Source organism: Lentzea sp. NPDC006480, from assembly GCF_040611995.1.
Taxonomy (GTDB): domain Bacteria; phylum Actinomycetota; class Actinomycetes; order Mycobacteriales; family Pseudonocardiaceae; genus Lentzea.
Genome location: NZ_JBEXPJ010000210.1, coordinates 1 through 14,623 on the forward strand (window position 1 = coordinate 1; position 14,623 = coordinate 14,623).

The window sequence follows — 14,623 nt, forward strand, 5'->3', positions numbered from 1 at the left end:
GGCGCCGATCGGGGTGGTGCAGATACCGTCCGGGATACAAGATGCTTGCTCTTATCTCGGGTTTCATGCGGACCGGATACGCTAGTTTAGAAACCATTGACGAAAGCGTATCCAATGTGATGCGTGACCCGTTGGTGACTTACGAGAGGAGAAGATTCCTTGAAGGTTTCAATGAAGAGTGCTAAGCGGGTTGCAGCGTCCTCCGCCGCCATCGCCACGGTGGCTACGGCGGCCTTTCTGGCCACGGCTGCGCCTGCCTCTGCGGCAGCGGGACCGGGCCAACTGCAGGTCTGCTCCTACGGCAACTACGCGTCGTACGTCACGTTCCCTTGGCGCGGAGGTTGGGGCACCCCGATCGTCCAGTCGGGAACCTGCCGGACCTTCGTCAACCTCGGCACGTGGAGCACCCCTGAACCCATCAATGTTCGCGGCGTCTACAACACTTCGTCGAACACCTTCTTGATCGGGTCGGGATATTTTCGGCCCAGTAAGGGTGGTAGTGTCAAAACTTACGGCACGACTGCAACTGGCAGCCACTGGGCCGTAATGCCCACAATTTGAGATGTTCAACTATGATTAATGGGGCGGCCATCAGGCTTCCATGGTCGCCGCACTGCTTCACGTGCGCACGATGATGGGAGATGAAAAGGAATGCTGATTGCCCGCATCGGGGCTTTTCCGGTGCGGGCAATCAGCAATGACGTGATCTCAACGAGTTTCAGGTGAGTCGGCCGTGTTCGAAATGGGTGAGAGCGTGTGTGGCTTTGACGATGTGGCCGATCTTGCGGGGCTGGTGGTGAAGTGCCGCGGGGCGCGTGAGCGTGCCGTGAGCAGGGCGAAGCCGCGTTCGCCGAGTCTGTGCAGGCTGCGGAGCAGGGTGTTGGTGCGGGTGTCCACATCGAGGGTCTGGCCGTCGGCGGGCTGCTTGACCGGCGTGAACACCCCGATGCCCGCCCCGTCGTAGCCGTTGTCGGCCAGCGTGGGCAGGTCGAGCTGGGAGTAGGCCCAGTACAGGGCACCGAGGACGTGTTCGCGGGCCGCCGTCAGGTCGTGCGCCGGGCCGGGCTCGACATCGCTGACCCACAACGGGAAACCATCCGGCGCCGGCAGCGCTTGGATGTTGCCGCCGGGCTCGTGCGCTTTGCCGGAGTACCACCGGTCGATCTGCTCGCCTTTCACGCTGGTGGTCTTCTCGGCGAGACGGTCGGCGGAGAAGATCTTGCCGTCGAGAATGACGTGAGCCAGAGCCTCCTGCTGGACTCGCTCTAATGCTCCGTGCAGGTCCGGGGCTTGATCGGCGAGCACGGTGATGACCTCGTCGATGACCTCGTCGAGGTAGCGGTAGCCGGTGACGCGGGAAACGCCGTGATCGCGCGCCAGCGCGGCGACATCGCGGTTCTCCCGGAACCAGCACAGGGCAACACCGCGTGCCAGTAGCAGGTCAGCGCCCTGGTACCCGTGCGGGTGCCGCGCTCACGGCGGTCGGCGCAGAGCAGGCGCCCCAGGTACTGGGCCAGTTCGCGGGCACATCGAGTGCGGCACGATAGGTGATCACGGGGAGCTTTCATGGTCCGGACTTGATCTTCAGCAAATCCAGCCCTATCAGAAGTTCCCCGTCCTTCTTCCCTCAGGTCCCACAGCCGGTCGCAAGCACACGGCGGAGCGTTCCCGCGAACACCATCAGGCTTTCAACACCGGAATCGCCGTTGGTGAGATCACCTCAATGAAACCTTCGCGGCATCGGGACAGTGATCGGTGCTCACAACGGAAGTCGGATGCCTTCGATGCCCATCGTTCTGACCAAACAGTCTGCGCACCTGCTGTTGCCAGCAGGCAGCGTCGCGGTCCAGGCGCTGCAGGTCATGACACGTACACAGTAGGACGCGATCTGGGGCGAGATCAAGTTGACGAACCGGATCCGTTCGCTGCTCAAGATGTTCTTCCCGCGGCGATCGCGGCATTCGAGCGCGGTGGCAGGCACCGCCTGGAGTCCGCTGCCTGCGGGACAATCCTGCCGTGTGCGCACGACAGGCAGCCCATGCGTCGTCGACCCGGCACGATCAAGCACGCCGGACGCCAACGCGGAGCCGGGGCCCTCCTGCTGCGCGAGTCGCTCTGTGGCGACCAGATCCGCCAGCCGATCCTGTTGAGTGGGCCATGGCACGTAACTACATGGCCTGGTCAGACAATTCGACGCGGTCTGCCAGACCCTGGCCTGGTTAGAGGAACAGATCGATCTCGCGTTGCCCGCTCACAGCGACGCTGAGGTGATCTCCAGTTTTCCTGGTATGGGCATCGCGCCCGGCGCCGTTTACTGGCCGAGATCGGCACGGACCACACTCGCACTGCAGATGCCCGAGGACTGAAAGCCTTCGCCGGAGCCGAGACAAGAACGATCGGATCGCCGCTACGGGTCCGTGTGGGCATTGGCAGCGATCCGGCGCGATCCCGTCGTGCCGCGGGTGACGGGCACGCGGCCGCACTGCGCAATCTGTTCAACATCATGCTTAGCAAGCTGCACCACTTTCCCGCTACCGGCCAGCTCGACGACCTCGCCGCAGCACTCCCGCCAGGGAAGCCGATCGAAGATCTACCGGATGAGCTATGACAAGTCGATTTGGTGATATCTATCGATGACCCTATTGGTGATCGTCCCTGGGACACGAGACCATGTCGCTGAGGCGTCCCTTCATTCACGTGACTGTGTGATTGTTCCAGCACTGGCCTTTGCGGCCGACGGAGGGCCGTACGCAGGCATCGGCCGCCACCCTTGTCATCGTGCGCGCCGAGCTGATCAACCGCCTGCGCCAGCACCTGTACGAACTCGATCCCGGCTGCGGATTCCGATTCTCCACTCCGACCGCAGCCGCGAGTACACCTCCAGCCACCTCACCACCGTGCGGCTCTCCACCGGCCGCAAGGCACACAAGGCAGTCATCGAATACATAGGGCCGCTACAACACCCGCCGCAAGCGCTCCAGCCTCAACTACCTCAGCCCACCACTTAACGACACCATCTGCGATCCCCTTACCTCACGCCAGGTAGCCTGGCCACAACCACACCTCATCGACCCTGACCGTCCAAACAGGACAACCAACAAACCTATGCCGCGACTGAACTCAGTCGCAGGTCCAGCCAGTTTCCGACGGCGGTAGTCAGCAATTCGAGGGCTGATTCACGATCGTTCGGTACATTGAACATGTGGTCAGCGTGAGGGATCTCGACCAGCTCCATGGTGCTGGGCAGAGCAGGAAACTGTGCCGGGCGACCGAAGGGATCATTTCCGCCCTGCACAACAAGCGTCGGCACCCCAGTGCCGAGCAGCTCCGCGGCGTGCCCTGGGCCGTTGAGCGGATAGGACAACGCCAGCACCGCTAGGGCGCCGAGATCACGTGCGGTCCGACACGCCACCTGCGAACCCGCGCTACGGCCACCAGCGACTAGCGGTAGCTGCGCGGATTCAAGCTGTGGCCACAAATCTCGCCACACTGTATCCAGAATCCTCGGTCCCGACAAACGTGGATCACCCATGACGCGGTACGGTTGTTCAACGAGTGCGACCGTGATCCCCCTGGCAGGCAACGCTTTTGCCAAGGCTTGCAGATCGGCGGCCTCCACGCCTGTGGCCGTGCCATGCCCTAGAGTGAGGATGGCCCGCACTTCGCTATGGCTTGGATGCCAAGTGACGCAGGCCTCGCCCACGGATGTCGTAATGTACTCGATGTTGTGCACGGTACGGACCTCCGTTATGCCTAGCCGACTGTCGGGCAAACCAGCGTGGCGCGAGCGATGGTGTGGCTACCGATGGTGAAGCCCAGCAACGCCGGCGTGGCAGTCGCATCCACACCGCTCTTGGGCACGTCGAGCGCTGTTACCGTAAAGTAGAAGTTGTGTGTTCCCGAGCCTGCGGGAATGGCTCCGCCGACATAGCGCGGAACGCCTGCGTCGTCCTTGAGTTGCAACGCCCCGACGGGCAAACCACCGCCAGTCGGTATACCTGCGTTGGCAGGTAGTGACGTGGTCGAAGCCGGGAGGTCCGCGACCACCCAGTGCCAGAAGCCACTGCCGGTCGGCGCCTGCGGGTCGTACATCGACACCACGAAGCTCTTCGTCTCCTTGGGGAAGCCCGACCACGACAGCTGTGGCGATGTGTCCGTGCCACCGGGAACCTTGAAGATCCCTGACATCTGGGCCTTCGGGAGAGGGTTTCCATCCTTCAGTGTCTCACTCTGAAGGCTGAACGTCGAAACTTGCGGCAAATATGCATAAGGATTCAGCTTCGCTGGCTGTGCCGAATTCGAAGCTTGCATAGCAGCTGTTTCCGTCGCAACCGTGGAGGTATTTTTTCCACTATTCGAGGCGTCCGTACCACAGGCGGCAAGTACAACCATCGCAAATCCAGCACTGGCGATCAGCGCAGACCGGTAAATTTTCATTTCAGCTCCAATTCAGTGAGTATGTCGAGGAATTAGTCGGAACTGCGCGAAGCGGCCCGGACGCACCACCCCGCCAGATCAAGACGTTGAGGCGTTTCCAGCAATCAGCACGCAGGCTGCACTGGTTCCGCGAGACCCGCGACGCGGGTCTTCGACCTCGAATCCGGCTCAACACACGACCTGACCGCGCGGTCACGGCGATATCCTCGCCGCCAACGTGTTCATCCTGGTCAAGCAGCCCGCCGACCGCAGGACGCTTGACGAGAACACCCACGTCCACGACGCCCTGCTGCACGCCAGCGCTGCCTTCGGGAGCACAGGCCCCGCGCTCCTTACAGGACGCCGGCGATCGCTGCCGGCCCGGGCAGAATCGGCAACATCGTACGAGCAATACTGACGCTCACCCAATTTCGCACACCGCCGACTTATCTGAAACTTGTAGACGTCACCTCAGCACCCTGCCGCCAACCGAAACCGCTCTCGAATATCGGCGGCGAGTGGACATTCGAACGATCCACAATTTCTTCGAGCTCCGGCGGACAATGGATACATCTGCAGACACGACATCCCCGATATCAGCACAGGCCAAGCAAAATAGGCCTCCACATAGAATCTAATGGTTGCTCAGGTCACGGGAACCCCGCACGGAAGGTGACGGGTTAGAGCATGCCTTGCGATTCTCCGCGTGTCCAACAACTAGTTGGTCTGATCCTGATAAGTTCGGTGCATGACTGTCACTTTGCGCCAGCTCGAGTACTTCGTCACCGTCCTCGACGAAGGTTCTTTCACCCGCGCCGCCGAAGTCCTGCACGTCAGCCAGCCGGGGCTGTCCCACCAGATCCTCGCCTTGGAGAGGACCCTCGGCGGACCACTGCTCGAACGGCTGCCCCGCAAGGTTCGATTGACACCGGCTGGGCGGATGGTGCTACCGCATGCGAGAGCGAGCCTTGCTCACGCCGCGCGGGTGAGCAGCACCGCTCAACGCGCGTCAGGGGTCGTCGCGGGCGAACTGCACATCGGCACGTTGTTCTCAATCAGTGTAGGCATCCTGCCGTCGGCACTTGCGGCCCTGCGCCGTGATCACCCTGATGTGTGGGTCCACCTTCTCGAGTTCCGTCACACCAACGACCTCATCGCGGCTATGGACGCCGGGTTGGCGGATCTCGCGGTGGGACCGGTCCCGCTCGAGTGGGACGGGCCGGTACTGCCGATCGGCAAAGAGGAGTTCGTCATCGTCGGCCCGGCGGGCGATGATCCGCTGGCGGGCGTGGCACAGGTACCAGTCGCGGATCTTGCCGACCGTGTCTTCGTCCATTTCACACCGCACAGCGGCCTGTCGAACATGCTCGACCGTGCATGCACGCTCGCCGGCTTCCAGCCGAAGATCTCGCTGCGCACCGAGCAAGGACCGTCTGCCGTCAACCTGGCTCGCGCTGGGCTGGGCATAACTTTGGTGCCCAGCAACATCATTCCCCCAGGGTTCGACGGGCTCGTCGTCCGCCCCGACCCACCAGTCAACCGTGAGCTCTGTGTCTACACGAGAGTTCACCCGGATCCCGTTACTGCCGCGTTCGTGAGCGCCATCGCCGATCAAGCCATGATCGCTCCCCAACACCTTCTGAAGTAGTTCGTGCTTCTTGCCACGAGCCGCGAGCGGGACGGAGGACATCGAGGTCTCAGCAACGGTCTGAAGTGGACACCGAAGTCCGCAGCATCACGTTCTGAACACGACGCTGCTTGCCTTGTGCCGTCTCAGTAGTTCACCAAAGCCACCGTGGCACTCGTGGTCGCCGACATGGGCGATGAGGAAGTAGTGTCCGGGCGACTTGCCGCTCCGAAGCCAGGATCGACCTTGTCACCGGACACTGTGAACGAGCTGGCGTCCTATCGTGACTACGACACTCTGCTACGACGTGACCCTCTCGCAGGCAGCTTCCACGGTCCCCGTGCCCGACGAGTGTCCACGTCATATCGCTGTCTTGGGAGCATTCGGCGTGGACGTTGCCGCCGGCTCGCGGTGCTTACCGGAGCAAGGGGCATCGATCGCTCCTCAGGCTGCTGGTCTTCACGCCCGGCCGGTCGGTGGCGGACAGCGTGCGGTCCAGCACGACCTTGAGATGCGCCGTCCGTCTTGGACTGTCGCAGGACATCGGCCAGGTCCGGCGCCTGCTCGGCCGGCACGTAGATCACCTCAGCCGAGCAGCGGTTGTCGGTGGCGCGGAAGGTGCCGTGATCGCGGGCGAGCGCAAACACCTCGCGGAACCAGCCAGCTCGAACACCGCTTTCCGGAAACACCTCACGGCCCCGCTCTGGCAAGGGTGTCGCGTCCACACAGCTCCGCGAGCAACAGGCGGCCGAGGTACTAAGCGAGTACGCGCGGCACGTCCGGACACCACTGCATAGATCCACATTCGCATCTACCGCGAACAGGTGCTCGCCCATCGCACAACTTGCCCGATCGCCCCTAATGAAGGTGCTGAACGGGCAGGTCCGCACCCTGGGCGCAGGTCGTAATCACACACTCACCCCACTGGCACGGAACGCTCGAGCCATGAGTGATCATCCACCTCAACTGGATGGGAGTCCACTCGCAGAACCACGACCGCGGGCGCGTTCCAGCGGTAAGAGTGAGTGCACCATGCGCATTCATTTCGTCATACGCGCAACCGTATTGACGATCGCGGTCGCTATCGGTCTCACCGGACGCGGCAACAGCGGCACCGTCAACAAGAACATCAGGCACTTCGTCTGGACATTGATCGTCTTCGACTCGGATGAAATGCCAAGCGTGCAGACTTCCCCGTCCCGTTTGGCCAGCGGGTACTTCGCGGACTATTCGCCCGTTCCACCTGATGCCATCATTGCGGAGCTACCGGTGATCATCGCCTTACCTTGTGCACCAGATGCATCATCACGAAGTCACACGAGGCCACAGTCAACGGGTGAGGGTGGGGTATGACAGACGAGCTCGTATTCCCTGCGGACTTCCTGTGGGGTACGGCGACCGCCGCGTACCAGATCGAGGGAGCGGCACGCGAGGACGGGCGCGGACCGTCCATTTGGGATACCTTCTCTCACACACCCGGCAAGGTGCTCGGCGGGCATACCGGCGACATGGCGTGCGACCATGTGCACCGCTTCGAGAAGGACGTGGCACTCGTCGCAGAGCTAGGCCTGCCCGCCTATCGGTTCTCCGTCGCCTGGCCGAGGGTCATGCCGGACGGGCGGACGCTCAACTGCCGAGGGCTGGACTTCTACGACCGGCTGGCTGACGAGCTGCTCACCCACGGCATCAAGCCCGTACTGACCTTGTACCACTGGGACCTGCCGCAGACGCTGGAGGACGAGGGCGGCTGGCTCGTCCGCGACACCGCGTTCCGCTTCGCCGAGTACGCCCTCGCTGTCCATAACGCTCTCGGTGACCGTGTCGATGAGTGGACGACGTTGAACGAGCCGTTCTGCGCAGCGTTTCTCGGTTACGGCGTAGGAGTGCACGCACCCGGTGTGACGGATCCGCTGGGCTCGCTCGTCGCGGGTCACCACCTGCTGCTCGCACATGGGCTGGCGACACTCGGGATGCGCGCCCAGACCAGGCCGGGACACCGGTTCTCATTGGTGCAGAACTTCTCACCGGTACTCGTGGACATCGACGACGACGCCTACCTCGACGCGGGGCGCAAGTTCGACGGACTGCACAACAGGTTCTTCCTAGACCCGGTGCTGGGCAAGGGATACCCCGCCGATGTTGTTGCGGACATGGCACATCTCGGCCGGTTCACCCAACATGTGTTAGACGATGATCTAGCCACGATCGCGGCACCGATCGACTGGCTCGGGGTCAACTACTACGCCCCGACCCGCATCGCGCCATCGACCCCGGACACGAAGGTCGAGCACTGGCTTCCCGGGCTGCGTAACGTGCGGCCACTCCCTCACCACGAACCGACCACCTCGTTTGGCTGGGAGCAGAGGCCGGGTTCCCTCACGGATCTGCTGGTGTGGCTGGGCGAACGCTGCCCCTTCCCGCTCGTGGTCGCGGAGAATGGCGCCTCGTTCCTCGACGAGGTCACCCCGGACGGCCATGTGCACGACGAAGAGCGCACTACTTACTTCCACGAGCACATCAATGCCGTGCACCACGCGATCACTGCAGGCGCGGACGTGCGCGGCTACCTTGCATGGGCGCTAATGGACAACTTCGAGTGGTCCAAGGGGTACTCGCAGCGATTCGGGATCATCCATGTCGACTTCGAGACCCAGAAGCGCGTGGTCAAAGATAGTGCGCTGTTCTACGCTGACGTGGTGCGAGCCAACGCGGTTGCAGCGCTGGGGCCGCAACGGCGAGGACGCCGTCCAACCACCGCAGACCCGTGGGGAACCACCACCCTGGTCGACAGCCGCGACGACGACTGACCGGTCAGCGCGGTTCGGTCGGCACGAGACTCGGCTCGCGACTTCATGCCGAGTTCGGCAAGCACTCGTATGACGTGGTCATGCACGGTGCAGCGGACAATCACAGATCCGCCGCGATCTCGCGGGTCGAACTGCTGTTGGCAACCAAGCCTGCAACCACCTTTTCAACTTGTGGGCAACACAGCTCAATGGGACACCGTCTGCACGACGTCAACCCTGGTGGTAGCGCCGGGCCTGGCTTTTGTCCGCGTGAAGTGGGATCTGGCTCACTTTTGGTGATTGTGCGGGCTGGGACCGGTGTTAGTGGCGGACTGCGGTGAGGAGAACTCGTTTGCGCAGCAGCGCAAGGCTGACTCGACCGAACATCTGTCGTTTGATCATCTTGATGTGGTTGCCCCGGCCTTCGACTGGGCCGGAGTTCCAGGTCGTGGTTAGGCCGGCGGTGACGGCGTCGAGATCAGACTGCAAGCCGTTGGCGAAAGACGTCAGGCCCGGTAAGTCGTCGGCTCGGACGGCGGCGATCCACTCTGGCAGGAGCTGGCCTTTCAGCTTGGTGACCACGTCACCGAAGGCACGGACGTGGCCCGCTGCGGCGCACAGTGCCGGGCACTGCTCCAGTACGGCTTTCAACCGTGGTCGGTCGTCTTCGGACAGCGTGTCAGGGTGTCGGGTCAGCCATCCGGTGATCTGGCGGACGGTGGGCGGTGTCGGCGCGATGGGTTCCGGTGTGAAGCGCCGTTGTTCGAAGTAGGCGCGAACCTGCCCGTAAGCTCCGGGGTATCCGAGCGCGATGATCTCCCTGTGGAGCTGCAAGGCGTTGGTGCAGCCGGATTCCCATCGCCGCTGCAGATACGGCTTGAAGGGGTCGAGCTTGCTGGGGCGAGGGCCTTTCCACTTGCCGTCCACTATGTCCTGCCAGGTGGCCGCGCGGGCGTAGCGCTGCACGGTTTTCTGCCCACAGCCCAGACCTCGGGCGATGCCACGGATGCTGTGTCCTTGATCGAGCAGTTCTTGCACTTTCGCGTGGTGCAGACGAGCGCGTTGAGCGAACCTCCCTGCTGGCTCCTCCTGTTGAGATTGCAGGTTTGCCGTGTCCGAGTCGGGAGCCCCTGGCTCAGTGGCACGCAAGCAGCCGCGGTGGCGTATGACGCACCGTTCGACGGCCTTGGCGATGTTCTGCCAGAGATGGAACCTGTCAGCGACCTGGGTGGCACCCGGTGCTCCGAGCCGGACACCTTCCGCATATGCCCCGGAGCGGTCCCGGCACACGACCTCGACCCCTGGATGCGCCGCTAACCAGTCCGCCAGCGTCTGGGAGTCGCGGCCGGGCAGCAACTCCAGCGGCGCACCGGTCTCGCAGTCGACCAGAACGGTGCCGTAGTGCTGGCCGCGTCGCAACGCGAAGTCGTCTACTCCCAACACCTTCGGTGTCACGGCCGAGGGATCCGGCAACGACATGACCAGCCGAAGCAGAGTCGCCCCTGCTCGCCGGAGCGGACAACGAGCCAGCAAGCCGTGACCCGGCACGTCCGGCCAGCGCCACCGCGATGCGTTCCAGCATCGTCCGCAACAACGGTGTCCGCCGCCCGTGTCGCACCGTCAACCCGTCGACCTGCTCGGCAAACGTCCTGACCGCACAGGCGGTGCCGTCGCAGAACCACCGGCGCACCCGCAGCCTGAGCACCAACTTCCGGCCACCGACCGGCGAGTCGGCCAAGTGACGCTCGTATCGGCTATGCACACGAGTCGCCGGACTACCGCACCTCGGGCAGGGCACAGTCCGTGCTCGCGGCGACGCCCACATCCACACCGCCCCACCGACGACCTCGACCCGATCGACCAGCACTCCAGTCAGGTGCGGCAACAGCACCGCTAACCCTTGATCAACACACGCTCATCATGATCACAGAGGCCGATCTTCGCCCATGCCGTGGCCAGATCCATCACCAAAAGTGGGCCAGATCCCACTTCATACCGACACAGCCACGGGCCCGTAGCGCGTAACTGCGACTTGGCTCGGCGCAGCGCCCGCGTCGCGTCGAACTCCTGATGGTGATCGGCCGCCTTCTTCAAACGCCGCAACAGCCTTGTTCTGCCGTGTTGTTCGTCCGAGCAGCACAGCGGCGTTTCAGAACGCGTGTGCGGGTTTCACGTGCAGCCGACCTAGCGGTAGTAGTCCGCCGCCGTGAGCACGGCGCCCGCCGGTTCGCCAGGGTCTGCTGCACCGCAGGGTAGCGGCGCACGTCGTGCCGGCTCGACCTCGTTCTCGCCCTTCAACTCGCACACCTTGAACAGCTGTGCGGATGGACTCTTCGCGCCGTGCTCGGCTGCGAGTTGCGACAGGTCAGGCAGCCAGTGATCGCACAACATCACATCTGCGGGTCGAAGGGATCGAGGATCGGCGCGACGAACGCGAGCGCGTCCCTCTGCTCGACCGGCTGGCTCGGCTGCACCGCCCTGGTGAGCAGGAGGAAGCGGCGGTCCTGCTGCTCACGCCCGGCGCAGACCGACTGCCATGCACCGAACTTATCACGATCAGACTAACTAGTTGTTGGACGCACAGAGAATCACGAGTCATGCTCTAGCCCTCACGTTTCATGCGGGTTTCCCGCGACCTGACACCCAGGAGAGGCTATGCGCAGGCTTCATTTGCCGTGCCTCCACGGATATCACCGCAATAAACACGTACTGCGTTGGCAGATGCATCCATTGTCCGCTGGCTCGAATCTATCGCGGGTCGCGCGCATGTGCACGCGCCGTCGACATCTACTAGGTGGCACGCCTGTGACCACCGCCGTTCGAGGAACCATCAGACAGTAGAGACATCTGGATCACGTCGCTCAACACCATCGGCCAGTCATTCGGGCCAGAAAGACCTCGATTACGGAGTGAACACGCTCGAACGTATACCGTCACCAGCCAAGGCGAGCTTCGCGGGAGCGTCTCCGTATCGAAATATTAAATATTTCGATTCTGTTTGTTCGAAACGATCGGACGCCAGAAAATGAACACAGGAACCAGCTTCTCGAGGTGGGACCGCGTGACTGGACTGTCGATCACACTGCTTGGACCAGTGGCCGCGTTCCGGGGCAACGACCCCGTAGACCTCGGCCGCCCCAGGATGCGCGCAATGCTCTCCCTGCTGGCAGCACGCGCCGACCAGGTCGTGTCTCGCGACGAGCTGGTCGATGGACTCTGGGGTGACCAGGCACCGCCCAGTGTGGACAGTGCTATCTACACCTACGTCTCGTCGTTGCGCCGGGCGCTGGAACCCGGCCGCACCAGCCGATCCGATCCGACGGTGCTCACGTCTGCGGGCTCCGGATACGCACTTCGGATCGAACCTGATCACGTTGACGTACACCAGTTCGAGCGGCATCTGACGGCGGCTCACGGCGCGGCACCGAGCGCCGCGATCGAGGCTCTGAACTTCGCCCTCTCACTGTGGCAAGGTGACCCGCTGCAGGGGGTGTCCGGCCCCTTTGCCGACTCGTACCGTCGTCAGTTGCTGGATCTGCGACTGACCGCGAGGCAGAAGCGTGCCGAGGTGCTGCTCGAAGCGGGCCGGGCTGCCGAGGTGGTGGTGGAACTCGGCAATCTGGTGCGCCAGCACCCCATGAGGGAGGACATCAGAATCCTCCACATCACTGCACTTCACCGCACGGGCCGGCGCGCTGAGGCGCGCGAAGCGTACGAGGAGGCCAGTCGCTACACGATCGAGCAGCTCGGCCTCGACCCCGGCCCCAATCTCGTGAGCCAGTACGAGCGGCTCTCCACTGAGGACGATCGAACGGCCTGCATCCCCCGTGCGACGCGCAGGGCCTTGCGGTTCACCGGACGAGACGCTGAGCTCCAGCGGCTGCGCGACGCGGTGGCACGCGTGGAGGCCGGCCAAGGTGGATGTGTTTGGCTGTCCGGAGAACCAGGCATCGGCAAGACCGCATTGCTGCGCGAGGCGCTATCCGAGGCGCCCGGCGTGAAGGTGATGTCGGCTGCAGGCGACGTGCTGGGGCGCCGCTTCGCGTTCCGGCTGGTGCTCCGGTGTCTCGGCGTCGGATCGACGGCATCGGACACGCGCAGCGCGGCGCTCGCGCGCCGGCTCGACAGCATCCAAGCGGCCACGGGCGACGGGGAAGATCCAGTGCCCTACGCGACCAACCGGATCGTGGATCTCGTGAGCCAGCTGAGCCTGGACACGCCGCTGGTGCTGGTAGCCGACGACGTGCACTGGGCGGACGAGGGGAGCGCGTTGGTGCTGCACCAGCTCATCCGGCTCGCCAGCCACCTGCCGTTGCTGCTGGTCTGCGCGGCCACCGCACTGCCGGACGACCAGCAGTCCACGCGGCTGCGCCGTGCGATGACTCGCGGCCGCGGTGAGATGATCCGCCTCGGTCCGCTCCCCGACGAGACGGCAGCAGAACTGATCAACGACCTGACCGGCGCCGCCCGAACCGGCCCAAAGCTGCGCAAAGTGATCACACTCTGCGGTGGAAACCCATACTATCTCAAGGAGTTCGTCGAGGAACTGCTCCGCGAAAACGCGATCGGCGTGCAGGACGCAACCGCCGAACTCATCGGCACGGCGCCTGTCCGGATGCCGCAACCTCTATGCGCCGCGATCAAACGTCGGCTTGGCGCGCTCTCGTCCAACACGGTTGAAATGTTGCGGCAGGCGGCACTGCTCGGACCGGAGTTCTCCGTCCGAGACGCCACGCTGATGACCGGCAGGCCCGCAGGCGATCTAGTGGTGGCGATCGAGGAAGCCATGGCCAGCGGATTGCTCGTGAGCACAGGCACCGAACTCGCCTTCCAACACCCCGTCGTCCGACAAGGACTCTGCGACTCGATGCCGCTGGCCGTGCGCGACGCCCTGCACCGCGAGGCCACACGGGCCATGTATCGCGGCGGCGAACAGCCGGAGAAGATCGCCCGTCAGCTCGTCGCCACTACGGCGACGGTCGATCCGGTGATGATCGAGTGGCTCAAGGACACCACGGCGAGCCTGCTCACCACCGCGCCGGAACTGCTCGCCGACCTGCTCACGAAACTTCTCACAGGCGACGCGTTGGAAGACGAGGACCGCGAACTCTTCACGACCACACTGGCCCGGTTGAACTTCCGGCTCGGCCGCCCCACCAGCGACACCGCGTTGTACGTGCTCGCCCGCACCCGTGACACCGCATTGGCCGCGGAGATGAGGGAGATGCTGGCGCATGAACGCGGTCTGGACTCCAACGGGAGCGCGGGTCAGCGCGCGGACAAGAACACGGACGCGCGCGGGATCGTGCAGTGACGTTAGTGCAACCTCACTGCACGGTGGTTCTAGGGATCGATGCAACACCTGTGTTGTTCAGGGCCGGCAGTGTTCGCGATCCACGAGGAGGATCGTCGCCGGGGACGCAAACCGGCGGCGGAACGCTATGCACCAGCGAACCTGCCTACCTGCACTTGATTCCCCAGATGCCCTGACAAGCCGGAGGGCAAGGCAATTCGTGTCCACCAGTTGAGCAAGTCTTAGGAAACCCAGCCCTGCCAAGGAGAACCACACCACTGATCCATCACAGACAGGGATGGGCGGGCAGTTCGATTGGGAGAACGGGCAATGACGTAGCGCAAGCGTTGCCGCTCGGCAGCGAGATGGGCAACCTGTTCCGAGGCGCCCTGTCTGAACGCCCCATCCCCGACATCGTCCAGACAGAGTTCAGGGATTCTCCTGTGCGTGCCCGGCGGCCCGCGGGGCACGCCCCGGCCGCCGCCAGCAGTGCGGGAGAGG

The 14,623-nt window shown here is 63.7% G+C and carries 9 protein-coding genes and 1 pseudogene; 5 read left to right on the top strand and 5 right to left on the bottom strand.

Annotated features, from left to right (window positions below; genetic code table 11):
* Positions 1-708 precede the first annotated feature (708 nt).
* Positions 709-1,305, bottom strand: coding sequence for a transposase family protein (locus tag ABZX92_RS41540; RefSeq protein ID WP_355570975.1), 597 nt, complete (start codon positions 1,303-1,305; stop codon positions 709-711).
* Between ABZX92_RS41540 and ABZX92_RS41545 the strand changes: the two genes are divergently transcribed.
* Positions 1,291-1,437 carry a hypothetical protein gene (locus tag ABZX92_RS41545; protein WP_355570976.1) on the top strand — a complete coding sequence of 49 codons (147 nt, stop codon included), beginning with the start codon at positions 1,291-1,293 and terminating at the stop codon, positions 1,435-1,437. The two genes, ABZX92_RS41540 and ABZX92_RS41545, sit on opposite strands and share 15 nt — an antisense overlap.
* 1,666 nt (positions 1,438-3,103) lie before the next feature.
* Here the strand turns inward: ABZX92_RS41545 and ABZX92_RS41550 are convergent.
* A complete protein-coding gene (locus ABZX92_RS41550; RefSeq protein ID WP_355570977.1) occupies positions 3,104-3,733 on the bottom strand; it encodes an alpha/beta family hydrolase in 630 nt (209 codons plus the stop codon).
* Positions 3,734-3,753: 20 nt separating this feature from the next.
* The gene (locus tag ABZX92_RS41555) at positions 3,754-4,437 is read right to left on the bottom strand and encodes a YbhB/YbcL family Raf kinase inhibitor-like protein (protein ID WP_355570978.1); all 684 of its coding nucleotides are present in this window, start codon (positions 4,435-4,437) and stop codon (positions 3,754-3,756) included.
* A 727-nt stretch (positions 4,438-5,164) separates the two neighbouring features.
* Here ABZX92_RS41555 and ABZX92_RS41560 point away from each other — a divergent pair.
* Complete coding sequence (locus ABZX92_RS41560; protein WP_355570979.1) at positions 5,165-6,064, top strand: LysR family transcriptional regulator; 900 nt, start codon at positions 5,165-5,167, stop codon at positions 6,062-6,064.
* A 1,328-nt stretch (positions 6,065-7,392) separates the two neighbouring features.
* The gene (locus ABZX92_RS41565) at positions 7,393-8,850 is read left to right on the top strand and encodes a GH1 family beta-glucosidase (RefSeq protein ID WP_355570980.1); all 1,458 of its coding nucleotides are present in this window, start codon (positions 7,393-7,395) and stop codon (positions 8,848-8,850) included.
* A gap of 300 nt (positions 8,851-9,150) precedes the next feature.
* On the opposite strand, the gene ABZX92_RS41570 is transcribed toward ABZX92_RS41565, so the two are convergent.
* A complete protein-coding gene (locus ABZX92_RS41570) occupies positions 9,151-10,284 on the bottom strand; it encodes a transposase (RefSeq protein ID WP_355570981.1) in 1,134 nt (377 codons plus the stop codon).
* A 113-nt stretch (positions 10,285-10,397) separates the two neighbouring features.
* Between ABZX92_RS41570 and ABZX92_RS41575 the strand changes: the two genes are divergently transcribed.
* On the top strand, positions 10,398-10,571 hold the full coding sequence (locus tag ABZX92_RS41575) for a hypothetical protein (protein WP_355570983.1): 174 nt from the start codon (positions 10,398-10,400) through the stop codon (positions 10,569-10,571).
* Here the strand turns inward: ABZX92_RS41575 and ABZX92_RS41580 are convergent.
* Positions 10,559-10,654, bottom strand: a pseudogene (locus tag ABZX92_RS41580) (hypothetical protein); the annotation flags it as partial. The gene ABZX92_RS41575 and the pseudogene ABZX92_RS41580 overlap by 13 nt on opposite strands.
* A 1,173-nt stretch (positions 10,655-11,827) precedes the next feature.
* On the opposite strand from ABZX92_RS41580, the gene ABZX92_RS41585 reads away from it, so the two are divergent.
* On the top strand, positions 11,828-14,143 hold the full coding sequence (locus ABZX92_RS41585; protein ID WP_355570982.1) for a BTAD domain-containing putative transcriptional regulator: 2,316 nt from the start codon (positions 11,828-11,830) through the stop codon (positions 14,141-14,143).
* The last annotated feature ends 480 nt before the right edge of the window (positions 14,144-14,623 follow it).

What these genes read in the sequence shown, in the direction of transcription:
- ABZX92_RS41575 (WP_355570983.1), top strand. Translation starts at nt 10,398, where the DNA reads ATGCGTTCCAGCATCGTCCGCAACAACGGTGTCCGCCGCCCGTGTCGC.
- ABZX92_RS41560 (WP_355570979.1), top strand. Translation starts at nt 5,165, where the DNA reads ATGACTGTCACTTTGCGCCAGCTCGAGTACTTCGTCACCGTCCTCGAC.
- ABZX92_RS41555 (WP_355570978.1), bottom strand. Translation starts at nt 4,437, where the DNA reads ATGAAAATTTACCGGTCTGCGCTGATCGCCAGTGCTGGATTTGCGATG.
- ABZX92_RS41565 (WP_355570980.1), top strand. Translation starts at nt 7,393, where the DNA reads ATGACAGACGAGCTCGTATTCCCTGCGGACTTCCTGTGGGGTACGGCG.